Annotated in this window: 27 protein-coding genes; 18 read left to right on the top strand and 9 right to left on the bottom strand. The window is 61.0% G+C overall.

Annotated features, from left to right (window positions below; all coding sequences use genetic code 11):
- Nucleotides 1-31: 31 nt before the first annotated feature.
- Genes trkA through rsmB form a run of 5 tightly spaced genes read right to left on the bottom strand, consistent with a single transcriptional unit; the run spans nt 32 to nt 6,391 of the window.
- Entirely contained in the window at nt 32-1,411 is a 1,380-nt protein-coding gene (gene trkA / locus A9973_RS30800; protein ID WP_183011844.1) for a Trk system potassium transporter TrkA, read from the bottom strand.
- Nucleotides 1,408-2,100: a response regulator gene (locus A9973_RS30795; protein ID WP_183011845.1), complete on the bottom strand. Its 693-nt coding sequence runs from the start codon at nt 2,098-2,100 to the stop codon at nt 1,408-1,410. Before A9973_RS30795 ends, trkA begins: the two co-directional genes overlap by 4 nt.
- Before the next feature lie 11 nt (nt 2,101-2,111).
- The gene (locus A9973_RS30790) at nt 2,112-4,427 is read right to left on the bottom strand and encodes an ATP-binding protein (RefSeq protein WP_183011846.1); all 2,316 of its coding nucleotides are present in this window, start codon (nt 4,425-4,427) and stop codon (nt 2,112-2,114) included.
- Complete coding sequence (locus A9973_RS30785; protein ID WP_370539419.1) at nt 4,424-5,014, bottom strand: DUF4390 domain-containing protein; 591 nt, start codon at nt 5,012-5,014, stop codon at nt 4,424-4,426. The genes A9973_RS30790 and A9973_RS30785 overlap by 4 nt, the downstream gene beginning before the upstream one ends.
- Before the next feature lie 39 nt (nt 5,015-5,053).
- Nucleotides 5,054-6,391 (bottom strand): 16S rRNA (cytosine(967)-C(5))-methyltransferase RsmB, encoded by a 1,338-nt coding sequence (gene rsmB, locus A9973_RS30780; protein ID WP_183011848.1) that lies wholly within the window; start codon nt 6,389-6,391, stop codon nt 5,054-5,056.
- 96 nt (nt 6,392-6,487) lie between these two features.
- On the opposite strand from rsmB, the gene A9973_RS30775 reads away from it, so the two are divergent.
- The 6 genes from A9973_RS30775 to A9973_RS30750 all read left to right on the top strand — a co-directional run bounded on the left by A9973_RS30775 (nt 6,488) and on the right by A9973_RS30750 (nt 13,397).
- Complete coding sequence (locus A9973_RS30775) at nt 6,488-7,120, top strand: LysE family translocator (protein ID WP_183011849.1); 633 nt, start codon at nt 6,488-6,490, stop codon at nt 7,118-7,120.
- Between the two features lie 265 nt (nt 7,121-7,385).
- Nucleotides 7,386-7,637 carry a DNA-binding transcriptional regulator gene (locus A9973_RS30770; RefSeq protein ID WP_183011850.1) on the top strand — a complete coding sequence of 84 codons (252 nt, stop codon included), beginning with the start codon at nt 7,386-7,388 and terminating at the stop codon, nt 7,635-7,637.
- Nucleotides 7,638-7,704: 67 nt separating this feature from the next.
- Nucleotides 7,705-7,890 (top strand): hypothetical protein, encoded by a 186-nt coding sequence (locus A9973_RS30765; RefSeq protein ID WP_255468971.1) that lies wholly within the window; start codon nt 7,705-7,707, stop codon nt 7,888-7,890.
- Between the two features lie 463 nt (nt 7,891-8,353).
- Nucleotides 8,354-11,665 (top strand): ATP-binding protein, encoded by a 3,312-nt coding sequence (locus tag A9973_RS30760; protein WP_183011851.1) that lies wholly within the window; start codon nt 8,354-8,356, stop codon nt 11,663-11,665.
- Nucleotides 11,662-12,555, top strand: a complete 894-nt coding sequence (locus A9973_RS30755; RefSeq protein WP_183011852.1) for a hypothetical protein — start codon at nt 11,662-11,664, stop codon at nt 12,553-12,555. The genes A9973_RS30760 and A9973_RS30755 overlap by 4 nt, the downstream gene beginning before the upstream one ends.
- 149 nt (nt 12,556-12,704) lie before the next feature.
- Nucleotides 12,705-13,397, top strand: a complete 693-nt coding sequence (locus A9973_RS30750) for a transcriptional regulator (protein ID WP_255468972.1) — start codon at nt 12,705-12,707, stop codon at nt 13,395-13,397.
- Between the two features lie 7 nt (nt 13,398-13,404).
- Here A9973_RS30750 and A9973_RS31420 read toward each other — a convergent pair whose 3' ends face one another.
- Nucleotides 13,405-13,641 carry a transposase gene (locus A9973_RS31420; RefSeq protein ID WP_370539420.1) on the bottom strand — a complete coding sequence of 79 codons (237 nt, stop codon included), beginning with the start codon at nt 13,639-13,641 and terminating at the stop codon, nt 13,405-13,407.
- A gap of 316 nt (nt 13,642-13,957) precedes the next feature.
- On the opposite strand from A9973_RS31420, the gene A9973_RS30745 reads away from it, so the two are divergent.
- The 7 genes from A9973_RS30745 (at nt 13,958) to rimO (ending at nt 20,926) form a co-directional block, all read left to right on the top strand.
- Nucleotides 13,958-14,887 carry a hypothetical protein gene (locus tag A9973_RS30745; protein WP_183011853.1) on the top strand — a complete coding sequence of 310 codons (930 nt, stop codon included), beginning with the start codon at nt 13,958-13,960 and terminating at the stop codon, nt 14,885-14,887.
- Entirely contained in the window at nt 14,880-15,374 is a 495-nt protein-coding gene (locus tag A9973_RS30740) for a hypothetical protein (RefSeq protein WP_183011854.1), read from the top strand. The genes A9973_RS30745 and A9973_RS30740 overlap by 8 nt, the downstream gene beginning before the upstream one ends.
- 163 nt (nt 15,375-15,537) lie before the next feature.
- Nucleotides 15,538-17,406 carry a hypothetical protein gene (locus tag A9973_RS30735; protein ID WP_183011855.1) on the top strand — a complete coding sequence of 623 codons (1,869 nt, stop codon included), beginning with the start codon at nt 15,538-15,540 and terminating at the stop codon, nt 17,404-17,406.
- A gap of 127 nt (nt 17,407-17,533) precedes the next feature.
- Nucleotides 17,534-18,568: a hypothetical protein gene (locus A9973_RS30730; protein WP_183011856.1), complete on the top strand. Its 1,035-nt coding sequence runs from the start codon at nt 17,534-17,536 to the stop codon at nt 18,566-18,568.
- A gap of 156 nt (nt 18,569-18,724) precedes the next feature.
- Nucleotides 18,725-18,976 carry a HigA family addiction module antitoxin gene (locus A9973_RS30725; RefSeq protein ID WP_183011857.1) on the top strand — a complete coding sequence of 84 codons (252 nt, stop codon included), beginning with the start codon at nt 18,725-18,727 and terminating at the stop codon, nt 18,974-18,976.
- Nucleotides 18,977-19,068: 92 nt separating this feature from the next.
- A complete protein-coding gene (locus A9973_RS30720) occupies nt 19,069-19,275 on the top strand; it encodes an antitoxin VbhA family protein (protein ID WP_183011858.1) in 207 nt (68 codons plus the stop codon).
- Nucleotides 19,276-19,576: 301 nt separating this feature from the next.
- Complete coding sequence (rimO, locus tag A9973_RS30715) at nt 19,577-20,926, top strand: 30S ribosomal protein S12 methylthiotransferase RimO (protein ID WP_183011859.1); 1,350 nt, start codon at nt 19,577-19,579, stop codon at nt 20,924-20,926.
- An 80-nt stretch (nt 20,927-21,006) separates the two neighbouring features.
- Here the strand turns inward: rimO and A9973_RS30710 are convergent, their stop codons facing one another.
- Nucleotides 21,007-21,567, bottom strand: a complete 561-nt coding sequence (locus A9973_RS30710; RefSeq protein WP_183011860.1) for a bacterioferritin — start codon at nt 21,565-21,567, stop codon at nt 21,007-21,009.
- Nucleotides 21,568-21,799: 232 nt separating this feature from the next.
- Here A9973_RS30710 and A9973_RS30705 point away from each other — a divergent pair, with 232 nt between their 5' ends.
- The 5 genes from A9973_RS30705 to A9973_RS30685 are packed head-to-tail and all read left to right on the top strand — an operon-like array spanning nt 21,800 to nt 24,828.
- Nucleotides 21,800-22,387, top strand: coding sequence for a TIGR00730 family Rossman fold protein (locus A9973_RS30705; RefSeq protein WP_183011861.1), 588 nt, complete (start codon nt 21,800-21,802; stop codon nt 22,385-22,387).
- Between the two features lie 35 nt (nt 22,388-22,422).
- A complete protein-coding gene (locus tag A9973_RS30700; RefSeq protein WP_183011862.1) occupies nt 22,423-22,989 on the top strand; it encodes a hypothetical protein in 567 nt (188 codons plus the stop codon).
- A 30-nt stretch (nt 22,990-23,019) separates the two neighbouring features.
- Nucleotides 23,020-23,646 (top strand): HAD hydrolase-like protein, encoded by a 627-nt coding sequence (locus A9973_RS30695; protein WP_183011863.1) that lies wholly within the window; start codon nt 23,020-23,022, stop codon nt 23,644-23,646.
- A gap of 14 nt (nt 23,647-23,660) precedes the next feature.
- Nucleotides 23,661-24,287, top strand: coding sequence for a pyridoxamine 5'-phosphate oxidase family protein (locus A9973_RS30690; protein ID WP_183011864.1), 627 nt, complete (start codon nt 23,661-23,663; stop codon nt 24,285-24,287).
- Nucleotides 24,288-24,309: 22 nt separating this feature from the next.
- Nucleotides 24,310-24,828, top strand: a complete 519-nt coding sequence (locus tag A9973_RS30685) for a class IV adenylate cyclase (RefSeq protein WP_183011865.1) — start codon at nt 24,310-24,312, stop codon at nt 24,826-24,828.
- Between the two features lie 4 nt (nt 24,829-24,832).
- Here A9973_RS30685 and fmt read toward each other — a convergent pair whose 3' ends face one another.
- Together fmt and def are read right to left on the bottom strand one after the other, a co-directional pair.
- Nucleotides 24,833-25,774: a methionyl-tRNA formyltransferase gene (gene fmt / locus A9973_RS30680; protein WP_183011866.1), complete on the bottom strand. Its 942-nt coding sequence runs from the start codon at nt 25,772-25,774 to the stop codon at nt 24,833-24,835.
- A 31-nt stretch (nt 25,775-25,805) separates the two neighbouring features.
- On the bottom strand, nt 25,806-26,318 hold the full coding sequence (gene def / locus A9973_RS30675; protein WP_183011867.1) for a peptide deformylase: 513 nt from the start codon (nt 26,316-26,318) through the stop codon (nt 25,806-25,808).
- Nucleotides 26,319-26,454: the final 136 nt, after the last annotated feature.

Below are 26,454 nucleotides of genomic sequence, written 5' to 3'. Positions count from 1 at the left end.
GGCCCGTGGCGGAGCATGGGGCGGATCCGCATCAGAAGAACGACGCCGACACTTGGAACAGCTTTTCCACGCGCGGCATCTGCCGCCGCGAGGGCACGAAGACGATCACGTGGTCGTCCGTTTCAATCACGGTGTCGGCATCCGGCAGGATGATTTCGTCGCCACGGACCAGCGCGCCGATGCTGGCGCCCTTGGGCAGGCTGATCTGGCCCACCGGCCGGCCCACCACCTTGGAGGTCGAGCGGTCGCCGTGGGCGATGGCTTCCAGCGCTTCGGCCACGCCCTGGCGCAAGCGGTGCACGGCGGCCACGTCGCCGCGGCGCACGTGGCGCAGCAGCTCGCTCATCGTCGCCTGCGACGGCGACACGGCGATATCGATATGGCTGCCCTGCATCAATTCGCCATACGCCTGGCGGTTGATCAGCGCGATCACCTTGCGGGCGCCCAGGCGCTTGGCCAGCAGCGACGACATGATGTTGTCTTCGTCGTCGCTGGTCAGCGCCAGCCACGTGTCCATGTCTTCGATGTTCTCGCGTTCCAGCAAGGCTTCGTCGGTGCCGCTGCCATGCAGGACCAGCACGCTGTCGGGCAGTTGGGTCGCCAGGTATTCGCAGCGCTTCAGGTCGCGCTCGATGATGCGGACGCTGTATTTCTCTTCGGCCAGCTGGCGCGCCAGGCGCAGGCCGATGTTGCCCCCGCCCGCGATCATCACGCGGCGCACGGCCCGTTCGGCCTCGCGCAACTGGCGCACGGCGCGGCGCGCGTCGCGCGAATCCACCACCAGCACGACCTCGTCGCCCGGCGCGATGACCGTGCCGCTGCCCGCCCGCAACGGGCGCCCGCCGCGCAGCACGTCGATCACGCGCGCCTTCACGTCGGGCCACACGTCGCGCAGCTTGTCGACGGAAGAATGCGCCATCGGGCTGCCATGCCCCACCCGCACGGTCACGACGCACACGCGGCCTTCGGCGAATTCCACGACCTGCAAGGCCTCGGGAAATTCGATCAGGCTGTGCAGGTAGGTGGTGACGCTGCGTTCGGGGCTGATCAGGGCGTCGATGCAAAAGCCCTCTTCGCTCATCAGTTCCGGGTGTTCCGGGAACTCCGCGGAGCGGATGCGGGCGATGCGGCGGGGGATATTGAACAGCTGGCGGGCGATCTTGCAGGCCACCATGTTGGCGGTGTCGGACGCCGCACAGGCGATCAGCAGGTCGGTATCGGCGGCGCCGGCGGCTTCCAGCACCGACACCTGCGAGCCGTCGCCATGGACGACGCGCAGGTCGAAGTGTTCTTGCAGGTATTGAAGCTGCGTGGGATCGGAATCCACCACGGTGATGTCGTTTTCTTCGGACACCAGGTTTTCGGCCACGCTGGTGCCTACGCGACCAGCGCCCATGATCAGGATCTTCATGTGCTGCGCTTGCGCGCCGACTCAATGCCCAATTGCTTGAGCTTGCGGTAGAGGTGGGTACGTTCCAGCCCGGTGCGTTCGGACACGCGCGTCATGCTGTGACTTTCGCGGACCAGGTGGTATTCGAAATAGATGCGCTCGAATTCGTCGCGCGCTTCACGCAGCGGCTGGTCCAGCGAAATACTGCCCAGTTGGCCGTTGGACGTGACCGGCACTTCGTTGGCGGGCGCCGTCGCCAGGACCGGGGGATCCAGCTCGTCTTCCAGCGCCACGGCGGCGTTGGCGGCAGCCGGATTCGCGGCGGCAGGCGCCGGATGCGGGGCGCGCCCGCGCGCCAGCCCAGCCGCGACGGTCTTCAGCAGACGTTGCAGCGTGATGGGCTTTTCCAGGAAATCCATGGCGCCGATGCGCGTGGCCTCGACCGCCGTGTCGATGGTGGCATGGCCGCTCATCATGATCACGGGCATGTCGAGCAGGCCTTGCGAGCCCCACTCTTTCAGCAAGCTCACGCCATCGGTGTCGGGCATCCAGATGTCCAGCAACACCAGATCAGGACGCATGCGAAGGCGCGCGGCACGCGCTTGCGCCGCATTTTCGGCCAGCTCGACCGTGTGTCCTTCGTCGTAAAGGATCTCCGACAAAAGCTCACGTATACCGACTTCGTCGTCAACCACCAGAATTCTGGCCATAAAGCATCCACCTATTGCGTAGCCGCATTATCCTTTTCTTGCGCGGTCGCGTCCATAGTATCTGCCCCGGGAGCCAACCGGGTCAACAAGATGGAAATCCGCGCGCCTCCTTCCTTGCGGTTGGCAAGGTCGATACGTCCGCCATGCTCTTCCACAATCTTGCGTACGATTGCCAATCCTAACCCAGTCCCGTGGGACTTGGTGGTTACGTAGGGCTCGAACGCGCGCTGCATCACCTGCGGCGGGAAGCCCGGCCCGGTGTCGGCAACGGTAAATCTCAGCGCCTGCTGATCAGCCCGGTCGGGCTGTTCGCTGCGCATCAGCTGGGTCGTCACGCTGACCCGGCCCTCGCCGCCCAGCTCGGCGATCGCGTCGCGGGCATTGGACATCAGGTTGTGGATCACCTGGCGCAACTGCGTGGGATCGCCTTCGATCGGCGGCAGGTCCGCCCCCAGGTTCACGTCCAGGTTCAGGGCCTTGCCGGTCAGGCGGGACGAACCGCCGTCCGGCTCCCAGCCGTACAGCGACAGCACGTCGGCCACCAGCGCGTTGAAATCGATGCGCTGCATGACGGCCGGCGGCGTGCGGGCGTACTCGCGGAAATCGTCCACCATCTGCTTGAGCGACGCCACCTGGTTGACGATGGTGTTGGTGGAACGCTCGACGATCTGCGCCTCGGCCGGCTGCAGCTTGCCTTCCAGCTTCATGGCCAGGCGCTCCGCCGACAGCTGGATGGGGGTCAGCGGGTTCTTGATCTCGTGCGCCAGGCGGCGGGCCACTTCGCCCCAGGCCACGGTCCGGTTGGCCGAAATCACTTCGGTAATATCGTCAAACACCACCAGATACCCGTTGCCGCGCCCGTCCACCCGCAGGTGGGTACCGCGCGCCAGCAGGGTCAGCGGCTGCGGCGGGGCGGGCGCGTCGCCCTGGGCCGGACTGATTTCGAACTGCTGCTGCCAGTGCTGGCGCTCCGAGCCCACGGCCGCGTGGGTCGAAAACGCCTGGCGCACGATATTGGCGAACTCCAGCATGCCGTCCACGGTTTCCAGCGGACGGCCGATCACCGAGCGCAGGTCCGCCCCCAGGATGGTCTGGGCGCCCTGGTTGACGGTAGTGACGCGGAACGACTCGTCGAACACCAGCACGCCGGACGACAGGTTGGACAACACGCTTTCCAGATAGACGTTGGACCGCTCCAGCTGCTGCCGGTTGCTTTCGACCATGCGCCGGGCTTCGTCCAGCTGCCGCGTCATGGCGTTGAACGAGCGTGTCAGCTGGCCGACTTCGTCGCGTTCGGGCGGCTCGGGCAGCGGGCGGTAGTCGCCCACGCCCACGGCCTGCGTGCCGCCGGCCAGGCTCAGCAGCGGCCGGACCAGGCGCTTGGACAGGGACAGCGCCACCGCGATCGCGCCGAACGCGGCCAGCAGCAGCGCCAGCGTCAGCGTAATGCCATAAAGCTTGCGCAGCCCCAGGCGGGACAGCGCCAGCTCTTGATAGTCGCGAAAGCCTTGCTGCACCAGGTTGGCGTTGTGCGCGATTTGGTCGGGCACCGGTTGCAGCAATTGCAGCCAGCGCGGCTCGGACGCCGCGCCCAGCAGGTTGTCGTAGCGGTCAGGCCCCGTCAGCGGAATCACCACGCGCAGGTGCAAGCCGCCTTCGGCGCCCGCCGTGACCGGGTCGTCGGCTTCGGCCGCGGAATAGCCGCGCGCCAGCCGCAGCTGGTTCATGACCGTCGACGGCGGCATCGCGGGCAGCAACTGACCATATTGGCTGGTGGAAAACGCCACCATGCGCCCGCTGCCCGTGAATACCATGGCCTCTTGCACCCCATTGGCTTCGCGCAGCCGGGTCAAGGCCAGCATCACGCCGCTGTCCGTGCTGCGGTTCAACTCCATGGCCATGGAGCGCGCACGCGCATCCAGGTCGGCCAGCAGCGAATCCAGCGCGGCGCGGCCCAGGTTCAGGCCCGCCTCCAGCGCCGTATCCACCCGCACGTTGAACCAGGATTCGATGGAGCGCGACATGAACTGCACCGACACGGTGTAGATCAGGGCTCCGGGCACCACGCCGATCAGCGCGAACGCCAGCGAAAAGCGCGCCGTCAGGCGCGCGCCGAACTGCCGGCGCCGGATCTGGCGGGCCAGCCGCACCGTCAGCGCCACCACCCAGATGAACAGCGCCAGCGCGAAAATGCCGTTCAGCACCAGCAGCGTGTCGTAATAGCGCGCAAAGCGCGAAGCATTGCCCGTGGACCATGCCAGCAAACCCAGCAACGCCAGGCCGCTTACGGCACCCACCATCAGGGCCAGCCGGAGCAACAGCCTCATGAGGGATCTTTCTCCTTGCCGCTCAGCGTGAACGAGAAGTCCATCCAGGGAGTCCCCTGCGCCCACGAGCTGCTGTTCAAGGCGTTCACCTGGAACGGCCGGGGCAAAAGCGAGGTGTCCAGGCGCAGCCGGAGCTGGCCGGCGTACAACACCCCTTCGTCGAAGTCGCCGGCATCCGCCACCGACCAACTCCGGATGTGGCGGATGACGCTCATGGCGTCGTCCAGCGACGCCACCGGGAAGGACAGCTCGCCCACCCCCGCGCGCCATTGCCGGGTCAACGCGTTATAGACGACGCGCCACGTGCGGGAGGTGTCGACCAGCGCCTTGTCGAACCACCACCAGCGCTCCTGCGTCATGGTGAGATCGGCCGTGAAATACAGGGGGACGCCGCGCTGGGCGGCGTCCCGCAACTGCTGGTTCAGTTCGAATTCGATGTCCGCGTCGATCTCCAGGCGGCCGTCGCGCACGACCGGTTCGACCCGCACGACCTTCGGCTCGGCGCCATATACCTCGCCGCCCGGCACCAGTGAAAGCAAGGCGGATACGAGCAACAACCCAAGAAATAAACGCGAAATAATGGACATACGACACCGAAACACCGTCATGCCCCTATTCTTGGGGATTCAGGACTGCTTGGCAAACAAGGCGTAGAAAAACCCGTCATGTTGGGCCGCCGGTGTTGCATCGACCGCAACTGGCAGCAATTGGCCCGGCGCGTCCAGGCGTTGGGCCTCCGGGTGGCGCTGCAGGAATTCCAGGGCCTGGCGCGCGCCTTCGATCGGGAAGACCGAGCACGTCACATAGAGCAGGCGGCCGCCGGGCGCGACGGTCTGCCACAGCGAATCCAGGATCTTGGCCTGCAGCGTGGCCGTGCGGCGAACGTCGTTTTCGCGGCGCAGCCAGCGGATGTCGGGGTGGCGGCGCACGATGCCCGACGCCGTGCAGGGCACATCCGCCAGCACCGCGTCGAACGGCTTGCCGTCCCACCAGGCGTCCAGGTCCGACGCGTCGGCCGCTTCCAGCTGGACGCGGCTGCTGGCCAGACCCAGGCGGTCCAGATTCTGCTCCACGCGTTCCAGCCGTTCGCCGTCGGCGTCCAGCGCCACCAGGTCGATATCGGCCAGCTCCAGCAGGTGGGCGGTCTTGCCGCCGGGCGCCGCGCAGGCGTCCAGCACGCGCATGCCGTCGGCCGGCGCCAGCAGTTCGGCCGCCAACTGCGCCCCGGCGTCCTGCACCGACCACCAGCCTTCGGCGAAGCCGGGCAACTGGGTCACGGGCTTGGGGCTGCTCATCACCAGGCCGGACTGGCCCACGGGCTCCGCCGACAGGCCGGCGTCCTGGAAGGCCGCCAGCACCTGCTCGCGGCTGGCACGGCGGCGGTTCACGCGCAACGTCAGCGGGGCGGGCACGTTGGCCGAGGCCAGGATCTCGCGCCATTGCTGCGGATAGGCCACGCCCAGCTGCTTGACCCACCAGCCGGGGTGGTTCCACTGGGCCTCGGGGCTATCCGCCACTGCGGCTTCCAGCGCCGCGCGCTCGCGCAGGAAACGGCGCAGGCAGGCGTTGAGCATGCCCTTGAAGGACGCCAGGGCGCGGGTATTGGAGGCGGCCGTCACGGCCTGGTCCACGACCGTATGCGGCGCGTACACCGGCATGCCGGGCAGCGCGGAGGCGGCTTCGCCCTCTTCTTTCAGCAAGGTCAGCGACACGAGCAGCAGCGATTCGAACAGCACGCTGGGATAGCGCTGGACCAGTTCGCGGCCCACGGCGTCGGCCCAGCCCAGGTAGCGCATCGCATGGAACGACACGGCCTGGGTGGCCGGGCGCAGGGCGGAACTCACGTCCGTCAGCGCGTCCGTCAGGGAACGGCCGTCCAGCACGCCCTCGACCACCCCCGCGCTGGAAAGAAGAACGGAGGAAAGCGGGGGGGCCAGATGGGGGGAGTCGGAACGCGTGGACATGGTGGGAATTCAGAAGATAAGACCGATATGGTAGCCGCACCTGGACGAATGGCGGCCCGCGCGTCAAACTGGCCCCTACCCGGGAGCGCTTTCGTCATGACCACCGCCACGCTGCTGCTGTTCATCCTGGCCTCGGCCGTCGCCATCGTGACGCCCGGCCCCACGACCCTGCTGGCCCTGAGCAACGGCTCGCGCCATGGCGTGCGCGCCGCGGGCTGGGGGATGGCCGGGGCGGTGCTGGCGGACCTGATCCTGGTCGGCGCGGTGGCCTCCGGCCTGGGCGTGGTGCTGGCGGCGTCCGAAGTCGCCTTCCTGCTCATCAAATGGGTGGGCGCGGCCTATCTGGCCTATCTGGGCTGGAAGATGCTGCGCTCGGACGCGGCGCTCGTCCTGCCGTCGGCCACGGCTGGCGCGGACCGGCCCGTGGGCCTGGCGCTGGGGATGCGCAGCTTCATGGTGGCGCTGACCAATCCGAAGGCGCTGCTGTTCATGTCGGCCTTCCTGCCCCAGTTCATCGACCCGCAAGCGCCGCTGGCGACCCAATACGCCATCGTGGCCTGCGTCCTGGCCACCATCAATATATTGACCATGCTGGTCTACGCCACGCTGGGCGCCCAACTGGTGCGCGCCTTCCAGGGGTCGGGCCTGCGCTGGCTGAACCGCGTTTGCGGCAGCCTGATGATCGGCCTGGCGGGAACGCTGGCGCTGTACCGGCGCGGAGCGCCGTAAAGGGCAAAAGGGATTAGGGCGCCCTGGAGGCGCGGCCAACAATCAGGGACGCACCATTGCTAATCGTTTCCACTATCCGCGGCACCGGCGTTGCGAAGACATATCGTGTACCGCGCCCACCTACGCCACACCGCGGAACCCTTTCGCTATCGCCCCCTACGGCATTGCCGTATAATTCCCCGCTTCCCCGCAGTTGCTGCTCCCGGCGCATCGCATGAACCCAGGCGATGGCGAGAGGCGGCGCTGCCCGTAAATTGAACGAGTCATGAAGAAAGTAGCTCCGCCGGCGCTTCCCGCCCGGTGGCAGGCGTCGCATATCAGCGAAGCGCGCAGCCGCGTCGGTTTGCCGCAAGCGGATTTCGCGCAATTGCTGGGCGTCAGCGTGCGCACCTTGCAGGATTGGGAACAGGGCCGCCGCCATCCGTCGGGAGCGGCCCAGACCCTGCTGCAAGTGGCCATCCTCCACCCGGAAACGCTGCGCGACCTGCCGCCCCGCCACCCAGGCGAATCCGCCTGAACCCGAACACTTGACGAATACCCCGCCGCACCGCAAGAGCCGGTGCGCGAACCTACGGTGAACTAGATTGGAAATCCTTGAACAATCCCGGCCCGGCAAAGGCGCCGGCACTTCCGCCAGCGATGGCAGCAACTCGACGCTGAACGCCATCACGGCCGCCGCGCAGGGCGCGGATCCGGGTCGCGCGCCGCGCGTGGGGTTCGTGTCGCTGGGCTGCCCCAACGATATGGAAACTAAACTAAGCCCCACTTGATAAAGACAGGCGGCCGCCCGTCGCTGGAAGCCCATCGCAGGCGGCGCATCCGATTTGGTCGCGAGCGGCTCTTGGCGCTCAACCAATTCAAAGGTCGTCGACTAAATGAGTGGCGACCGCCGACCCATGTCGCTCGGTCGTTCGATCTCCATAATCGCTTCAATAAAATCGACTCGAGCGGCGCTCCACGCGCCCGATTTTGTAATAAAATATATCTTATTATTTCTTGCGATCTGAAAGCTATGCGGACTCGGCGACCCGGATGCTAGGCTTCTGCATTCCTATTACCAGCAGTTCTTCGGCGTTGATCTAAAGGGAGACGCCTTCCTAGTAACTATGCGAGAGGCCAGGTGTGTCCGACGAGGTTTTGAAGCAGTTCGGTGACGCTATCACGAGCAGTCGACCCGTTGTCCTATTCTTGGGGCAGAAATATTCCAGCCCGTGCGCCGGTCCGGACCCCCTCGTGGCCAAGATTGAAGAACATCTCGGCACGCCCAGTCCTCATCCAACGTGGACCTCCGTATTGCAGCAGCCATTGAATGATGAAATCTATGGCTGGATCGTTGAGCGTTTTGAGCGCCAAGTGCTATCCGAGACGCTTGAGCAGATATTTCAGGTCGCATGGAGTGCGGTTTTTACGTCAGCCGTAGATCCTCGAATCGTAATGCGGCTCGAGACGCGGGGGCGAATCCCAGAGTCTGTTCTTTCCAAGGATCATTTCCCGCGAGTGCCCCGGAGCCGCGCCCGCCCAGGAGTCCACTATCTTTTCGGTCGGGCTGATGAGACATCACCGGAAACTCGCGCACCACGATCACGAAAGGACTTACAAACACGGCGCCTGGTTCACGCCAATGCCCTGATCAATCGAATTCCCGAGACCGCCACATCGCTAGGCCTTCTAGTAGTCGCAGGCCTTGACGCTGGTGATTGGCTTGCAGTCGATGAACTGCTCGCGCCGTTGTCCTCCGAGCCTGGTCTACGCATTATTTGGTTCCTCGCGCACCAAACACCGCCACCGTCTGAGTTTTTTGCCGACCTCGTCGCCAGCGGCAATCTGCACTTTGACGAGCGAAGCCTTGAAGAGGCTGTACTGGCAATTGAAATTGCGCAAGACTCGTCTCCCAGCGCGCCGACAATTTTTCAGTCCGACTCCGGCACCATCATGTTGGGCGGCGACAGATTTTTACGCCTGCCAGCGGGCACGCGACTCCGCGTTGAGGCCGCAGCAGCTGTCGTAGACGACACGTGGACTGATCCACCCGAGCCACTCGACAACTTCCAATTGACCGAAGCCTTTCGTAGGTTCCATGGCGACTTGGCCGGTGCCCGCGGATTAGTTGAGGGCACAGCTAGAGAATTTTCGATCACTCGAGACTTCGAGGCGAAGCTCTGGGGTTATTTGGAGCAAATTGTGCAGCGGCCCGGGCAAGGAGAAAGCTTGCTCATCGTTCATGGCCAGTCGGGCATGGGGAAAAGCCTCGCGATCGCACGCGCCGCGCTGCGGTTGCGGAACGAGTTCAACCTACCAGTGCTGTATTCGTGGGCCCGCGTGCCGGTGCCGACGGAATTAGACGCGTTTTGCGAGATAGCAGAACGCAGCGGCGCTGAATGCACGGCGATTTTGTGTGATTGCAATTCCGATATCCGCCGCTACAGGGAACTGATAGATGGTCTGAAGAGTCGGGGTCGTCGAGTCATCCTCATCGGCACTTGCTATCGACTCGAAGAAAAGGCACGCGCTCCGGACGCGAAATATGCGGAAGCCTTACCGACCTTAAGCCCTGGCGAGTCCATGCGACTCAAAACACTAATTGCGCGGTTCGGGCAAAGCGTGGGAATCGACTACCATCGCGCCGGCGACCAAGTGCTTCCTATGTTGTATCGACATCTGTCGGTCAGCCGAGCGCGCCTCGTCGGGGGTGTCAACGACGAGGCACGTGCTACGGAGGAATTGATCCGTCTTAGAGCGCGGAATGTCCCGAGGCCGCAACGTATCCAGTCGCAGCTTGCGCAAAAGCTGATTGACGCTGGTTTAGTCGAAGGCAACATGGACATTTTCGACGAAGGTGCCGCAGTAGCCGACGGCGAGGATGCTGCGGGGCGTTTCGTTGATTACGTAATGATCGCCGGACGGCTTGACTGCGCTGTTCCTGTCAACTTGTTGCTTCGTGCAATACGCAACGTCAATAACAACTTAGACTACGCGCAAATCCTCTACATGTTCGACCAGCTGGACCTTTTCCGGTGGAAGATGGCCGACACTGAGGGCAACGATCTGTTAGTGTTCCCTCGATTGCAGCTGGAGGCCGAGCTGATTTGCGCTAGACGCTTGACCAATACATCGCGTGAGGTCAGCTACATTGTGGAGCTAATCCGCGCAGCACGGCTTTCTAGCGTAGACGCCACGGCCGAGCGCGACTTCCTGCTCGACCTTTTGCACAAGATGCGCCGTGACGGACCGAGGCTAAAGAATTACCAGAAAGGATATTTGGATTTCGCTCGTGCCCTGACGGAATTGCGCACGCGGTACAACGTGCATGATGCAAGCCTGATGCTCCAGGAGTCGGCGTTCCGCCGCGACACGGTCTACATTTCGGATCAGACGGCTGATGAGAACGACCGGCTGTCCGACGAGCAGCGCGACCAAATTCTTGAAGAGGCGCGAGAAGTAATCGAAATTGCACTAAGAGAGACAGCGGCTGGAAAGCTGTCCGCAGGCAAGAGAACACGGCAAAGCTTATACGTTGAACGCGCAACGATATATTGCTATCAGGCATGTGGGCTGGCCAGCCGAAACGCCAGTGCCGAACAGGTAATGATCGCCTACGGCGCTGCGCGAGTAGCGATAACTACCGCATCCACAGCGAACTCATTCCATCCGTTCGACGTTGCGATGTGGGCACCCGCGCTTATCGTGCGAGAGAATGTTCTCTCAGACGAAGGAAAGCTGGAATTGGTCGCCGATATCTATTCCACGATTGACAGTTTTAATGCGGACAACAGTCTGCAACGCTATCGGCCGGAGTTCGAGGAGCGGCGTCTGAAGGTTGCACTAGTACTTCGAGACAACAAACTCGAGGAAACCTCATTTAATAAACTTGAGTTACTCAAGCCCGCTACGGCCTATTATTTGCGCGCGCGTTCGTTTTGCCCAGACGTACTCGACGGAGCAGCCCCTGTTGACGCGGCAATGCTAAGAGACGCTGACAGCGGCGCCACTTATCTTGAAGATCGATACGAGAGAATTGTCCACGACGCTCGCGCCCTGCAGCTATTGATCCAGCTGCGATGGCTAGCCGTAGCGGGCGATCGACTACTGCGACGTGATAGATGCGTCATTCCGCAAGACCCTACCTTCCAGAATACGATTCTGAAATATGTGCGCTCCTTGAATGAATTGTCCGGGACCGGCGCATCCAATGTTTATCGCCTCCTCGAGGCGGCACTGCACTGGATCGTCGGCAATCCCACGCTGGCACGTGAGCAATTCAACCAATTGTCGCGTGACTCGGACTTTGAGGATGGCTCTCGCGTCGTACGTCGGCTACTCCTGGTTAGCAAGGACCCGGAAGGATATCGTGGCACGGTGGAACGCCTCCGCAAGGAGGGCAATTGGTCAATTTCAGTAAAGAGTTTTTCCGGGACGATCGATCTTGAGGCCAGGCAGTTCCCAGAACAGGACCTCCGAAACGGACGAGAAATCCGGGAATTCAACATCGCATTCAATTTCCTCGGGCCGATCGCCGATCCGATCCGTATCGGAGGAAAGCCATGACATTCGTAATGCTGCATTCTTCGTTGACCAATCTGCGGCGACGCCTCGCGGTGCACGTATCTCCGCCGCTGGCCGAGATCACGCTCGAGCCGCCGCAAGGCGATTCCGACGAGCTTTCTTTCTATCGTTTGGTGGCGTGGGGTTACGTCATGCTCAACGAAACGGCAAAGGTCCCGTTAGGCTTCCTGAAGTCACTTCCCCCCTGGAGCGTGGCAAGCGCCCTGCTCCCCCACGTTGGCGCGTTACGTACTGCGACGAGCCACAACCTTGCGTTGGATAGCACGCGCGACATCAAGACTCTGCGCAGTGCCGCGGACTGGTTTGCAAAAACATGTGGCGCCGGCACTCCCGTAAGCCCAAGCCAGTGGAAGGCCTGTTTTGACGCGCTCCTCATCGAGCTGTCGGAACTTCTGACGCTCGCAATTAGGACCTGTGATCAACTGAGCGATCCCATTGACGGTGAACAGCTTGTCGCACAACTTCAATTTCGGCTGGACCGCGAATGGCCTGCGTATAAGTTCGACCCCTACGTAGAGCGAGCAGTTGAGAAATTCGGTTACGGTCTGGACCCCGTCGCTTTGCGGAGTACCAGGTTGACTCAGTGGAGAAAAGTCGTAGCCGCAGCGCAACAAGACGAAATAGAGCGGGTGTTAACCCAACGGATCGAGGCTGACGTCCTTGAATACATGTGTAATGCGTTGCCTGCGCCTACCGAGGAAATTGCGGAGCTATTGCAGTACACCGATAAGGCAGCACTTGCCGCAGCATTGCTTACCTTACGCGCGGCACGTCCTGATGAGGCGAAAGACGTTCTAGCGCGACTGAGGCAGTTGTCGGGGGCTATCGGACATGCAAATATTCCTTCAGCCGCCGCTTGCAACGGCAGTTAAGTTGCTCGGTACCTTCTGGCTGAAGCACTGGCAGTGGATCACCGGCAATGCCTTGGCTGTGATCGGCATCGTTGTGTCGCTGAAGTGATGCGGACAAATCCAGCGCCCACAGGCATGCACCTACGGACAATCGATCATAAGTTTGGGGCTTGAGCCTCGCGATGATCTTCGAGCCTAATATTTCAAATATTGACCAGACCGCTGGTTCGACCGCAACTATCAAATCTTGGAATGCCATGGACGAAGAGCAGAAGGAATTCCAGGCCGTGCTGCTGCGATCAGTCGAGGACATGAAGGCCGGGAGGTTTGCGAGCAAGGCGGTGATCGGAGAACTTCGAAAGCCGTTCTCTGAGACCCATCCGCACCTGAACGGTTTCATGGATTTCCTGGCCGAGTTCAACAAAGAGACTGAGCGCGGAACGGCTCTTGCGGCTGCAGCGATGCTCGATGAGTTGCTGGGGCGGATCATCGAATCGTTCCTGATTCCGAACAAAGGGAGCAAGGCTTTGCTCGACGGCTTCAATGCTCCGCTTGGTACCTTCTCTGCGCGCATCGCGTCGGCGTTCGCCCTGGGCCTCTTGTCGGAGGTTGAGTATCGAGAGTGCGAGCTGATTCGAAAGGTGCGTAACGAGTTCGCACATCAAATCAAGGTGTCATTCAAGACAGAACGGATCGTGAGCCTGTGCGCACAACTCCAGCTTTCAGCAAAAAGCTATGGCGACGTTCACGTTGATACCCGAGGTCAGTTCACGACGGCGGCGGTCGGGCTTATTCTGAATCTGACGAATCGGCCTCATTATGTTGGGCAAAAGCGGTTGCAGTCGGTGAGTTGGAAAACGTAGGCCCTGCCTAGATCTCAGAAGCATCCATTCGCTCACTCACGCGCGAATGCGCTGGCGCAGCGCGCTTTGGTTTCGCGCATGACTCTTGGCGTACCAGGTCGACCGTTGCAGCAGCGCCAGTGCGCAAGCGCGCTGCACGCTGCTCCTCAAGCTGCTTGAGCTTACGCAGCTCACTCACCCCGAAATCGGCGTATTTCTTCTTCCACGTGTAGAAAGACGCCTCCGACACGCCAGCTGCCGACATAGGTCGACCAACGGCGTACCACTATCGGCCAATCGCAGCGCAAAGGTGATCTGCTCTTCGATAAATCTCGACCGTTTCATGGCTTCTCCTCGCCCCGTTTGGGGCGCTGAGAAGCAACCTTAACTCTAGTTTTGACCTGTACGAATATTCCGGCTCCCGCGATTCGATTGCTCTGCAATGTCCCTCACGCACACTCACGACGACCTCAGGTATAGTAAGGCGTTGTAACAGCCCACCACTATTGAACTGCGAAGCATAGGAAATGCCTATAGCCAGCTGGCTAGCGAGCCCATAGAGGTGGAAAAATGGGGGTGAAATGACTGCATCGGTAGCGCGCCTCGTAGGTACCGACTGGGAAGAATGGGCGAATCGTCTGTTATCACACCACTACGGGCCGACGGAATATCAAAGAGTCCCATCTAAAGATCGCGGAGATGCAGGCATCGAGGGCTTCTGCATTGCCAACAGCCTAGCCTTTCAGTGCTACGGGTGCGACGAGCCAATTAGCGTACAGGAGCGCTACGACAAGCAGCGCGACAAGATGACCGAGGATTTGACGAAGTTCATCCAGAACAAAAACGTACTCCAACGTCTATTTCGGCCTTCACTGAAAATCAAACGCTGGATCCTGTTCGTCCCATTATTTGACAGCAAGGAAATCGTTGCACACGCCGCCAAGAAGACAAAAGAGATTCTTAGTGCTGCTTTGCCCTATGTCGACACGACTTTTCGTGTAATGGTGGTACAGGAGTCAAGTTATTCCGTGGCGCGCGAACAGTTACTGAGCACGGCACCACAGGGCTTGAGGTTCAATCAATCGCCAATCACAGAAGAGGAAGTCGATGCCTGGAGCACTTCCAACGACAAGTTGGTCGACGTCCTCAAGACAAAGCTCGCACGGCTACCCATGATCAAGAATGAAGCACAACTCGATGCATTCGTCGGCCGCATTCTGAAATGGTATTTGATGGGACAAGAGCTACTGGAGCAACTGAGAAAATATCCTGATGTGTACGAGAAGGTTATTGCAACCAAATCCCATCGCGAAGAGTTTCTCGCATTGAGTTGTCTCGATGGAATCGCCGCAAATGCACGCTTAAATGAGGTGGTCGCGGACTTCAAAAATGACCTCCAAGCAGAAGCAGGCGAACTCCATACTTTCAGCGCTCAACATCTTGCTACTGAAGCGGTGGCTGATTGGTTGATGCGTTGCCCGCTCGACTTCCCGAGTCCGGCCCATGACTGAACATGACATCGAGAATGTCTTCGACATCTCCGAGCTAAATGTCGAGTTCGTTTTCGGCCGACGTCCTATTGCACTTCCCGGCGACTTACGGCCCACGTGGCGCATTGGGCTGCTAATGCTGTTGCTCGCACAGTGTTGTCGGCAGCAACGCTCCAGCCTCACTAGGCTGCATGTATTGAACTGGGCGATGCGCTCCGAAGAAAACCACGAGAACCTTATGGCGCTGATATCACAGCAGCTCCGCCCTGACGCGCTGGTCGTTCGTTTTGACCCCGCATTCAACCGTGCGATCGACTTTGCCCTCGGCGAGAATCTCGTCCAGCGTGTAGACGGCTCGCGAATTGAACTTACTCAACAGGGGAGAGCGTTCGCGGCAGACGTCTTAAACACGCCCGACGTCTATATAAATGAAAAACGGTTGATCGGCGCCATAAAGCAGAAAGCGTCGGAGACGCTGGTGGAAAACATCTTCGGAATCAGGAAATAGAGGCATGCGCCTTCGACAGCTAAAGATCAACATTAGTACCACGGACGGCCCATACGGGACGACATTGAATTTTTCCGACGGCCTAGTTGTTGTCTGGGCAGACAATTCAATGGGAAAGTCTACGTGCGCACGCGCCATATTGGTCGTGCTTGGCATGGAGGCAATGCTCACCACCTCGCAGCAAGAGCTCCCGTTGACACCGGCTATGACGACAAAGCTCGATGGAGGTCGACATTCGCATGCGGTGCTTGAGTCCGAGATATGGCTCGAAATTGAGAATGACTCAGGCAAGCGCATTACCGTTCAACGCACGGTAAAAGGAACGCGGGATAAAAATCTCATTACCGTGCACGAAGGTCCTGCGTTAACCCAACCAGCCGACTATAACTCCCGCGACTATTTCGTGAACCGTTCGGGAGGGGCTGTGCGCACCGTCGGATTTCATTGGTATCTCGCCCAGTTCCTTGGTTGGGAATTGCCTATAGTCCAGAACTATGAAGGAAATGAAGTCCCACTGTACCTTCAGTGCATACTCCCATTTGTGATGACCGAGCAGACTCGAGGCTGGTCGAGCATTCAGCCGCCGGTCCCTAGCCAATTCCGCATCCGCGATGTTCACAAGCGAGCAGTCGAATTTCTAATGGGTCTGGATGCCCACAAGATTGCGCTAGACCGGCAGATTCTGCAAATGCGTAGAGCTCAACTCGAGGCACGATGGTCGGCTCAGGTTCGGCAGCTTAAAGAACTTGCCTCGGCCGCTGGTGGGATCGTCAACGCCCTCCCGGCCGAACCGTTGACCCAGTGGCCGCCGACGGTCCCTCCGACGATCAATGTGCCCCAGTCAAAGCACTGGATCAGCCTTTCGGAACGTATAAGACAACGCACCGAGAAGAAGGCCGTCTTGGAAGCACAGAGTATTCCAGAATCATCGTCCGACTCGGAGACTGTGCGGCAGGAGCTCGCAGAGCTCGAAACGTTCGTGGCGAATCAGCAAGCCGTCCTGTCTAGGCTGATCGATGCGTTAGCCGCTGAAGAACAAGAAGTTGCCCGCGTTCAACAGCGTCTCACCGCGATCAAAGAGGACATCCAGCAAAACAAGGATTCCCGGACGCTCAGACAACTGGGTTCCCGTCAGGGATCCGAGCTCGACCAGGGCTCATGCCCGGTGTGTCATCAATCCGTGCTCGACGCGCTGGTGCCGCTTGCACCGCACCAGATAGTGATGTCCCTAGATGAGAATATTGAGTTTTTGCAAGAACAAAATCGCACGTTCACGGGCGTGCTAGAGCAAAGCAAACGTGTCGTCGCAGCGCGTCAGCAGCAAGTGCACGCGGCACGTGCAGATATAGCAAACGCGCGCGAGCGCATTCAGTACCTTCGGCGGACACTCACATCCAGTGGCAACAGCCCTTCCATTGCGGCAGTCTATGAACGTGTCGAGCTCGAACGCGACCTGAAACAAGATGCTCACTTCTACAGCGCTTTTCTACGCGCCTCGGCGACGTTTGCATCGTTGTCTGAGGAGTGGCAGACCGTACAAACAGAAATTGGGAATCTCCCAAAAGACGACCTCTCTCCGACTGACCATCGCAAGTTGGAAAGTTGGGGAGTCTCGATTCAGAAACAGTTGCAGGACTACGATTTCAGGAGCTTTCCGATCACAGAAGTCACTCTCTCCCCCTTAACCTATCGCCCTGAAATTGAGGGCTTCGAGATGCAAACGACGATCTCTGCGAGCGATCTCATCCGCACCATCTGGGCCTACCAGTACGGCATGTTGGAAGTGGCCCGCACTGCGTCCACGCATCACCCCGGCTTGCTTGTCTTCGACGAGCCAAGGCAGCAGTCCACGCACGATGTCAGCTTCCTTGAGTTGCTGAAGCGCGTCGCTCAATCGGCCAAGTTTGGCCAACAGGTGATCCTTTTCACAAGCGAAGATAAAACGCGCTTAAAAAGTCATCTACAAAGCCTCGACCATCAGCTTGCAGAAATTGACGGCCGGGTCATTCAGAAACTCCAGGTCAGCGATTAGCGCCATACATCTGTCTCGTATGTTGCGGCCCCTTGATCGGCGCCGGCTCGAAGCGGTAATTTAAAATAGTACCAGGCTTAAACTAGGAAGCCCCCTCCTGCGCGGACTTAACACAGGATCATGTGAAATGGCTATGCCAGCATTGGACGCTGAAAAGTTGAAGGAAAACGCGCTGACGTCAATTCGCCTTGGAATTGAGGACTTCCAGCGAGGCCGCCTTTCGCCTGAACAAAATGGCGATCCTGCTCGTGCCCTATCAGCCATACGCAATTTGTTTGCGGGAGTTCTACTTCTATTTAAATACAAGATTGCGACATCAGTCGATGATCCAGAGGATGCTGCAACCCTCATTTTTAACCCACCTGAGGTCTTACCCCAGGCCGATGGCAATGGCGGCGTTGAATGGCAGCCCGTTGGGAAGTTCAAACGTACGACTATTGACGTGGCCACGATAAAAAAGCGATTCGAAGGTTTCGACATCGAAATGGATTGGACCACGATAGAAAAGCTGCAGGAATGCCGCAATCACCTCGAACATTTGCACCCAGCAAATACGCTTGGCGAGGTTGCAGATTTCGTTGCCGAGCTTTTTCCGATATTGCGTGATTTTGTTCAGACGCAGATGAATGAGCAGCCTGCAGAGCTCTTGGGCGCGGCATGGCCGATCATGCTTGAGCATCATAAATTCTTCATGGATACCAGAGCGGAGTGCGTTGATGCCTGGAATCAGGCCGGCGTGCCAGATCTGATGCAGCCCTGGCTTGAGAAATGCCAATGTGAGGCTTGTAGCTCGTCATTGCTACGTCCTCATGCAGAAGATATCGAAGAAGGTATAAGTGTTGAAAGCTACGATGAAACGTTCAGGTATGTCTGCGTCGCCTGCGGCCAATCCGATCTGATCGGGCCGTTGATGATAAAGAACCTCGAGGACGCGCATGACTATGATCCTCGCGACGGTGGGGAACCTGGTGTCGAGACCTGCAATGAATGCCAGCGCGACACTTTCGTTATTGGCGAGCAACAATGCTTATGGTGTCGAGCAGAGCTCGATTATGCGGAATGCGACGTTTGCGGAGAGGCACTGCGACAGGAAGACCAGTTTAATGGCGGACTTTGTGGATATCACAATTACGTGCACGAAAAGATGATGCGCGATGATTAGCCGTCACCTTAAAGTGAACCGCCCCGCTTTCTCTGAAACTGGCGAGCCTCACAGTGCTGATCTCATGAAAATTCGTGGATGGCATAGAACTGCGACACTAATCCTCAAAATGTTTCAAACGGGAGATGGTAGCGCCAGTATCCCCCAGGAACCAATATGATGCACAACCCGCCGCATCCGGGCGAAATCCTTCGAGAAGACGTTTTTGCACACCTAGGGTTGTCGGTGACTGAAGCAGCTAATCGATTAGCTTTGCCGCTGACTATATTGTCCCGAGTGCTCAATGGCAAAGCCAATATCAGCCCAGATCTCGCGGTTCGACTGGAGCAGGTCGGAGCAGGCACCGCCGAGGCATGGGCCGCCATGCAGGCCAACTATGATTTGTGGCAAGCCCAGCAGCGTGCGTAGCCGCCCGTGAGGCCGTTTACCTCCGCGTAGCGAGTTTGGATTAGGACACGCCTCTAACCCTGAAATGGCGCGCACCCTTGCGGAGATCCTCTATGCCCAATACATTTGGCCGGAACGAGCGCCTGCGCACGATCAATAACGTCATTGCTAACCAACGACTGGCCGGCTTGGAACCCAATACTAGGACGGTGGAATTACTCTATCGAGTCGCCGCCGGAGAACTCCAAATTGACCGCGTGATCCAAGATGCGCGCCAGCGCACAGCATTCGACGAATTTTGCTCCAAATCTGCAACGTAAGCATTTGGCAATGCAGCCAACTGACCGGTACTGGACCAAGCACCTAGTGATTCTGGGCAATTGCCGACCTTTATTGCATGACAAAGGTCCTTGAGAAAGCTGCTGTACCAGCAGTTCAGCTATCGCGTTCTCGCGCACCTCGAAAGTCACCGCAGTCTCTTCGTCATAGGCATTGCGCCCCTTAGATGCCTGCATACGGGCACCAACCTGACGTCCGAATTCCACGACACGCTAAAATCAACGCCGGCTTTGTCTCCTTGGGCACTTTCCTCGCCCCACCAAGGCCACGTCCGGAACCATCATGAAAAGCTCTTCTAAATCAACAGACTCTAAAGACCATACTCCGCGCGTGGGATTCGTTAGCCTTGGATGTCCCAAAGCCCTGGTCGACTCCGAACGCATCCTGACGCAACTGCGCACCGAAGGGTACGAAGTCACGCCCGAATACAACGACGCGGACGTCGTCGTCGTCAACACCTGTGGCTTCATCGACAGCGCCAAGGCGGAATCGCTGGAAGCCATTGGCGAAGCGCTGGCCGAGAACGGCAAAGTCATCGTCACGGGCTGCATGGGCGTCGAGGAATCGGTGATCCGCCAAGTGCACCCCAGCGTGCTGTCGGTGACCGGCCCCCAGCAATATGAAGAGGTGGTGCGCGCCGTGCATGACGCCGCCCCGCCCAAGAAGGACCACAACCCCTATCTGGACCTGGTGCCCCCGCAGGGCGTCAAGCTCACGCCGCGCCACTACGCTTACCTGAAGATCTCGGAAGGCTGCAATCACCGCTGCAGCTTCTGCATCATCCCGTCGATGCGCGGCGACCTGGTCAGCCGCCCGGTGGGCGACGTGCTGAGCGAAGCCGAGCGCCTGGTCAAGGCCGGCGTGAAGGAAATGCTGGTGATCTCGCAAGACACCAGCGCCTACGGCGTGGACGTGAAATACCGCAGCGGCTTCTGGAACGGCCGGCCCGTCAAGACCCGCATGACCGAGCTCTGCGTGGCCTTGTCCGAAATGGGCGTCTGGACGCGCCTGCACTACGTGTACCCGTACCCGCATGTGGACGAAGTGATCCCGCTGATGGCGGAAGGCAAGATCCTGCCGTACCTGGACATCCCGTTCCAGCACGCCAGCCCGCGCATCCTGAAGGCCATGAAGCGCCCGGCGTTCGAAGACAAGACCCTGGCGCGCATCAAGCGCTGGCGCGAGATCTGCCCCGACCTGACCATCCGTTCGACGTTCATCGTCGGCTTCCCCGGCGAAACCGAAGAAGACTTCCAGTACTTGCTGGACTGGATGCAGGAAGCGCAGCTGGACCGCGTGGGCTGTTTCCAGTATTCGCCGGTGGAAGGCGCGCCCGCGAACCTGCTGGACAATCCCGTGCCCGACGACGTGAAGCAAGACCGTTGGGAACGTTTCATGGAATTGCAGCAGGGCATCTCGACCGCGCGCCTGGCCCGCAAGGTCGGCCGCGAAATCGACGTGCTGATCGACGAAGTGGACGAAGACGGCGCCGTGGGCCGCAGCAGCGCCGACGCGCCCGAGATCGACGGCTGTGTCTACGTCAGTTCGGACAAGCCGCTGAAGGCGGGCGATATCGTGCGCGTGCGCGTCACCGATTCGGACGAGTACGACCTGTGGGGCGACGCCCTCTGATCGACGCGGGCGGCGCGTTGACCGCCGCCGCGACGAAAAAGCCCGGCCTTGCGAGGCCGGGCTTTTTTATGCCGTCTTGCTTACGGCTTGACCAGAAGGTCCGACATGTCGTCGGCGTGCTCCTCTTCCACCGCCAGGATCTCTTCCAGCATGCGACGCGTGGTGGAGTCCTGTTCGCCAAGGTAGTCGATCATCTGCCGGTAGCTGTCGATGGCGATGCGCTCGGCGATCAGGTTTTCCTTGATCATCTCTTCCAGCGTGGCGCCTTCGACGTATTCCGAATGACTGCGCTCCAGCAGGCCCTTGGGCGACAAGTTCGGTTCGCCCCCCAATTGCACGATGCGTTCGGCCAGGCGGTCCGCGTGCTCTTGCTCTTGCATGGCGTGTTCGGCGAACTCCGCCGCCACCGGTTCGGCATTCAGGCCGCGGGCCATGAAGAAGTGGCGCTTATAGCGCAGCACACAGACGATCTCGGTGGCCAACGCTTCATTCAGCAGCTTCAACACCGTCTGCCGGTCCGCGCGGTAGCTGTCCGTGACCGCCCCCGATTCAATGTCCTGGCGCGCCTTGGCACGGATGGCCTTCACGTCCATGTCGAAAGGACGGTTTGCCTTCTGGGCGTTTTGGGTTGCGTGTTCCATATCGTTAGCTCCTCGGGTTAGTGAAAGCACGACGACGCTGGATTTCCAGTCGTACCGAACAACCCAGTCTACCGATCATGCGCGATCTTGCTGTGTCCAAACATTGCTCCTGCCCCCGATTAGCCATGCGGCCCGGGCTGCGGGAACCCCTCGCCAAACCTTGCGTAAACTATCGGCTTCCCGAAAAGCCCGTGACGCAATCTGTAACGGGACAGGCAATCTCCGACTTTCTATGACTCTGAAGAACATTTGCGTGTATTGCGGCTCGAATCCGGGCTCGCGTCCGGACTACATCGAGCAGGCCCGCGTGCTGGCGCGCGAACTGGTCAAGCGGGACCTGGGCCTGGTGTATGGCGGATCGGTGGTCGGCATCATGGGTGTCATTGCCAATGAAGTGCTGGCCGGCGGCGGCCGTGTGATCGGCGTGATTCCCGAACTGCTGCAAAAGAAGGAACAGGCGCACCGCGGCCTGACCGAACTGCATCTGGTGCAGAATATGCACGAGCGCAAGGCCATGATGATCGAGAAGGCCGACGGATTCATCGCGTTGCCCGGCGGCGCCGGCACGCTGGAGGAGTTCTTCGAAGTCTGGACCTGGGCGCAGTTGAACATGCACCAGAAGCCCTGCGGCCTGCTGAACATCGCGGGATACTACGACGCGCTAGTGCAGTTCGTGGACCATGCCGTCGACGAATCGTTCATCCGCCCCCAGCACCGCGACATGCTGGTGGTGGAAGAAGACCCCGCCGTGCTGCTGGACCGCTACGCCATTTACGAGGCGCCCAACGTCTCGAAGTGGTTCGAACCCATCAAGGCCTGAAGCCGCCCTTTCATGACGACACGGAAGCTTACGCAATGATCCTCGATTCGTTGTCCCCTTCCTGCACCGAGTCCGTACTGCGCGACTATTTCCACGCCAAGGACGAGAATCGCCCGCACTACATGGCGCGCGCCTTCGCGGACGACGCCGTGCTGAAAATGGCGCTGCGCACGCAGGCCATCGCCTTCCCGCCCGAATCGCATGGCCTGGCGGCGATCGCCGACACGCTGGTGCGCAAGTTCGGCCAGACCTACGACAACGTCTACACGTTCTACCTGTCGCGGCCGGCGGCGGGCGCCTGTCTGCCCGACTACCAATGCGACTGGATCGTGGCCATGACCGAGAAGGCCACCGGCAACGTGCGCGTGGGCTGCGGCCGCTACGACTGGAAGTTCCAGGCCGACCCCTACCGCGCCACGGACCTGACCATCACGATCGAAACCATGGTGACGCTGCCCCCGGGCGACATGGCCGCCGTCTTCGGCTGGCTGCTGGCGCTGGACTATCCCTGGACGAACGCCGCCCGCGTGGTGGCCAGCGCGCCGCCGCTTGAAGCCCTGGCGCCCGTCGTCCACTACCTGCTTCACCCCAACGGCCTGTAGCCCTCTCTTGGCCGTCTACTGGATCCCTACTTGAAATACGACATCGCAGCTTTTGATTTTGACGGAACCCTGGCGGACACCATGCCCTGGTTCAACTCCATCCTGAACACCGTGGCCGACAAGTACGGCTTCCGCAAGATCGACTTGTCGGAACGCGAAAACCTGCGCCACCGCGAAGCCTCGGACATCCTGAAGTACCTGGGGATCCCGCTGTGGAAGCTGCCGGCGATCATGTCGCACGTGCGCACCTTGATGCAGGACATCGATCCCAGCGTGCATCTGTTCGACGGCATCCCCGAGGTGCTCGCGCGCTTGAAGGCGGGCGGGCTGCGGCTGGCCGTGATCAGCTCGAACTCCATCGAAAACGTGCAGCGCGTGCTGGGCCCGGACGCCGCCGCGCTGTTCGACGACTACGAATGCGGCACCGACCTGTTCGGCAAGGCCGCCAAGATCGACCGCCTGATGCGCCGGCACGAGGTCGCCCCCGAGCGTTTCCTGCTGGTGGGCGATGAAATGCGCGACATCGACGCCGCCCGCAAGGCAGGCGTGCATGTGGCTTCCGTCGCCTGGGGTTATAACCATGTAGACGCCCTGCGCGAACGCGGCCCCAACGAGATTTTCCTCTCCGTCGCCGATTTGCCCGCCATCCTGGACTGAACCCGGACTCCGCCATGCACACCGATCCCGCCCATCTCATCACCGACGCCGCCGCCTTGCAGGCGCTGTATGGCTCGCCCGGAGAAGCTTCGCTGAAGAAGGAAGTGGATCACGTGCATCCGCACTATCGCGCGTTCATCGAAGCCGCGCCGTTCGCGGTGCTGGCCACCTCGGGCCCGGGCCGGCTGGACGCCTCGCCACGCGGCGACCCCGCCGGCTTCGTCGTGGTCGAAGATGAAAAGACGCTGCTGCTGCCCGACCGCCGCGGCAACAACCGCATCGACAGCCTGCTGAACATCCTGGACGATCCCCGCGTGGCGCTGCTGTTCCTGGTGCCGGGCGTGGGCGAGACCCTGCGCGTGAACGGCACGGCGCGCATCAGCGTGGAACCCGCGCTGCTGGCGCGCTTCGAAATGGACGGCAAGCTGCCGCGCTCCGTGCTGATCGTGGACGTGCTGACGGTGTACTTCCAGTGCTCGCGCGCGCTCTTGCGCTCGCGCCTGTGGGACCCGGCGACGCAGGTGGAACGCAGCACGCTGCCCAGCGTCGGCCGCATCCTGTCTGACCTGACCGCCGGCACGTTCGACGGCGCCACCTACGACCGCGACCTGCCCGCACGCGTGGCCGGCACCCTGTACTGATCCCGACCGAAGGACGCCCCGCATGGCCCGCAACGTGGAAATCAAGGCGCAGGTCGACAGCCTGGCCGCCATCGAACCCCTGGCCGCCGCACTATCCGGGCAGGAGCCCGAGTCCTTCTCGCAGGACGATACCTTCTTCACCTGCACCCACGGCCGGCTGAAACTGCGTGTGTTCGCCGACGGCAAGGGTGAACTGATCTTCTATCAGCGCGCCGACGATACGGGGCCGAAGGAAAGCTTCTACGTCATCTCGCCGACTGATTCGCCCGGCACCCTGCGCGACGCGCTCACGCACGCCTACGGCGCGATCGGCCGCGTGAAAAAGCAACGCACGGTGTTCATGGCCGGACGCACCCGCATCCATCTGGACCGGGTCGAAGGGCTGGGGGAATTCCTGGAGCTGGAAGTGGTACTGCGCGACGGCGAAAGCGCCGAAGCCGGCATGGAGGAAGCCCGCACCTTGATGCAGGGCCTGGGCGTGGCGCCCACGCAGCTGCTGCGCGGCGCCTACCTGGACTTGCTGGCCGGCCGTCAGCCGTAAGGGCTCAAGCCGGCTGCCAGCCGCGCACGAACACATCCACCGGCTGGCGCTTGCCGCCGGCTTTCTGCAATTCAAGCAGGCGCAGCACGCCGTGGCCCGTGGCGATATCGATTCCCGACGCGTCGGCGCGCAGCACGCTGCCGGGTTCGGCCGGCGTCGACGACGCCAGCGCCTGCGCGCGCCAGACCTTCACCGGGTCGGGCAAGCCGGGCAGGCGGATGCTGGCGCCGGGCACGGGATTGAAGGCGCGCACGCGGCGCTCCAGCAGTTCAGCCGCCCGGGTGCAGTCCAACGCCGCTTCGGCCTTGTCCAGCTTGGCCGCGTAGGTCACACCGGCTTCCGGCTGCTTCACGGGCGTCAGGCCGCCTTGGGCCAACGCCGCCAGGGCTTCGACAATGGCCTCGCCGCCCGCCAGCGCCAACGCGTCGTGCAATTGCGCCGCGTTGGTCTCACCCGTGATCGGCACCACGCGTTCCAACAGCATGTCCCCGGTATCCAGGCCCTGATCCATCTGCATGATCGTCACGCCCGTCTGCGAATCGCCGGCTTCGATGGCGCGCTGGATGGGCGCCGCGCCACGCCAGCGCGGCAGCAGGCTGGCGTGGATGTTCAGGCAACCCAGGCGCGGCAAGTCCAGCACCCATTGCGGCAGGATCAGGCCGTAGGCCGCCACCACCATGACGTCGGGCGCCACCCGTTCAAGCAGCGCGCGGGCCTCGGCGGCTTCGTCGGGATAGCGGCCGTCCAGGCGCAGGCTGCGCGGCTGGGCGACCGGGATGCCCGCATCCAGCGCGGCCTGCTTGACCGGGCTGGGCGAGAGCTTCAGCCCCCGCCCGGCGGGGCGGTCGGGCTGCGTCATGACGAGGGCGATGTCGTGGCCCGCGGCCCGCAAGGCGTCGAAGGCGATACGGGCGAACTCCGGCGTGCCGGCAAAGACTAGGCGCATGGGGGAAAGACCAGAAAGGGGAAATCGGGAATTAGTCGCGCAGCGCTTCGCGCTCGGCCTTCTTCAGCTTGGTCTTGATGCGGTTCTGCTTCAGGTTGGACAGGTATTCGACGAAGACCTTGCCTTCCAGGTGGTCAAGCTCGTGCTGCACGCACACGGCCAGCAGGCCGTCGGCTTCGAATTCGAACGGCTTGCCGTCGATGTCCAGCGCCTTGCAGCGGATGCGCGAGGCGCGTTCGACCTCGTCGTAGACGCCGGGCACGGACAGACAGCCTTCTTCGTAGATCTTGTGGTCGTCGCTGCGCCAGGTGATCTCGGGATTGATCAGGGTCAGCAGTTCATTGCTGTCCTCGGACACGTCGATCACGACGACGCGCTCGTGCACGTCGACCTGGGTCGCGGCCAAGCCGACACCCGGCGCGTCATACATGGTCTCGGCCATGTCGCGCACCAGTTGACGGATGCGGTCGTCGACTTCGGCTACCGGCTTGGCCTTTTTGTGCAAGCGCGGGTCCGGATAGCGAAGGATAGGAAGTAAAGCCATTGAAGGGGTATCGCCAGTGATTGATGCTTAGCTAAGAGTTTAATTCATTAGAGTCTTGATTTCTAATAGTTTTCAGCTAAGTCGAGCATTGCGGGCATTGCTGCGTCCCCATTTATTTGAGCTGGCTCCGCACACC

Source organism: Achromobacter sp. UMC46, from assembly GCF_014170335.1.
Taxonomy (GTDB): Bacteria; Pseudomonadota; Gammaproteobacteria; order Burkholderiales; family Burkholderiaceae_B; genus Achromobacter.
This window is presented reverse-complemented; position numbering and strand designations above follow the sequence as displayed.

Excerpts from the sequence above, each read along its gene's own strand:
- trkA (WP_183011844.1), bottom strand. The coding sequence starts at position 1,411 with ATGAAGATCCTGATCATGGGCGCTGGTCGCGTAGGCACCAGCGTGGCC.
- A9973_RS30795 (WP_183011845.1), bottom strand. The coding sequence starts at position 2,100 with ATGGCCAGAATTCTGGTGGTTGACGACGAAGTCGGTATACGTGAGCTT.
- A9973_RS30790 (WP_183011846.1), bottom strand. The coding sequence starts at position 4,427 with ATGAGGCTGTTGCTCCGGCTGGCCCTGATGGTGGGTGCCGTAAGCGGC.
- A9973_RS30785 (WP_370539419.1), bottom strand. The coding sequence starts at position 5,014 with ATGTCCATTATTTCGCGTTTATTTCTTGGGTTGTTGCTCGTATCCGCC.
- rsmB (WP_183011848.1), bottom strand. The coding sequence starts at position 6,391 with ATGTCCACGCGTTCCGACTCCCCCCATCTGGCCCCCCCGCTTTCCTCC.
- A9973_RS30775 (WP_183011849.1), top strand. The coding sequence starts at position 6,488 with ATGACCACCGCCACGCTGCTGCTGTTCATCCTGGCCTCGGCCGTCGCC.
- A9973_RS30770 (WP_183011850.1), top strand. The coding sequence starts at position 7,386 with ATGAAGAAAGTAGCTCCGCCGGCGCTTCCCGCCCGGTGGCAGGCGTCG.
- A9973_RS30755 (WP_183011852.1), top strand. The coding sequence starts at position 11,662 with ATGACATTCGTAATGCTGCATTCTTCGTTGACCAATCTGCGGCGACGC.
- A9973_RS31420 (WP_370539420.1), bottom strand. The coding sequence starts at position 13,641 with ATGTCGGCAGCTGGCGTGTCGGAGGCGTCTTTCTACACGTGGAAGAAG.
- A9973_RS30745 (WP_183011853.1), top strand. The coding sequence starts at position 13,958 with ATGACTGCATCGGTAGCGCGCCTCGTAGGTACCGACTGGGAAGAATGG.
- A9973_RS30740 (WP_183011854.1), top strand. The coding sequence starts at position 14,880 with ATGACTGAACATGACATCGAGAATGTCTTCGACATCTCCGAGCTAAAT.
- A9973_RS30735 (WP_183011855.1), top strand. The coding sequence starts at position 15,538 with ATGCTCACCACCTCGCAGCAAGAGCTCCCGTTGACACCGGCTATGACG.
- A9973_RS30730 (WP_183011856.1), top strand. The coding sequence starts at position 17,534 with ATGGCTATGCCAGCATTGGACGCTGAAAAGTTGAAGGAAAACGCGCTG.
- A9973_RS30725 (WP_183011857.1), top strand. The coding sequence starts at position 18,725 with ATGATGCACAACCCGCCGCATCCGGGCGAAATCCTTCGAGAAGACGTT.
- A9973_RS30720 (WP_183011858.1), top strand. The coding sequence starts at position 19,069 with ATGCCCAATACATTTGGCCGGAACGAGCGCCTGCGCACGATCAATAAC.
- rimO (WP_183011859.1), top strand. The coding sequence starts at position 19,577 with ATGAAAAGCTCTTCTAAATCAACAGACTCTAAAGACCATACTCCGCGC.
- A9973_RS30710 (WP_183011860.1), bottom strand. The coding sequence starts at position 21,567 with ATGGAACACGCAACCCAAAACGCCCAGAAGGCAAACCGTCCTTTCGAC.
- A9973_RS30705 (WP_183011861.1), top strand. The coding sequence starts at position 21,800 with ATGACTCTGAAGAACATTTGCGTGTATTGCGGCTCGAATCCGGGCTCG.
- A9973_RS30700 (WP_183011862.1), top strand. The coding sequence starts at position 22,423 with ATGATCCTCGATTCGTTGTCCCCTTCCTGCACCGAGTCCGTACTGCGC.
- A9973_RS30690 (WP_183011864.1), top strand. The coding sequence starts at position 23,661 with ATGCACACCGATCCCGCCCATCTCATCACCGACGCCGCCGCCTTGCAG.
- A9973_RS30685 (WP_183011865.1), top strand. The coding sequence starts at position 24,310 with ATGGCCCGCAACGTGGAAATCAAGGCGCAGGTCGACAGCCTGGCCGCC.
- fmt (WP_183011866.1), bottom strand. The coding sequence starts at position 25,774 with ATGCGCCTAGTCTTTGCCGGCACGCCGGAGTTCGCCCGTATCGCCTTC.
- def (WP_183011867.1), bottom strand. The coding sequence starts at position 26,318 with ATGGCTTTACTTCCTATCCTTCGCTATCCGGACCCGCGCTTGCACAAA.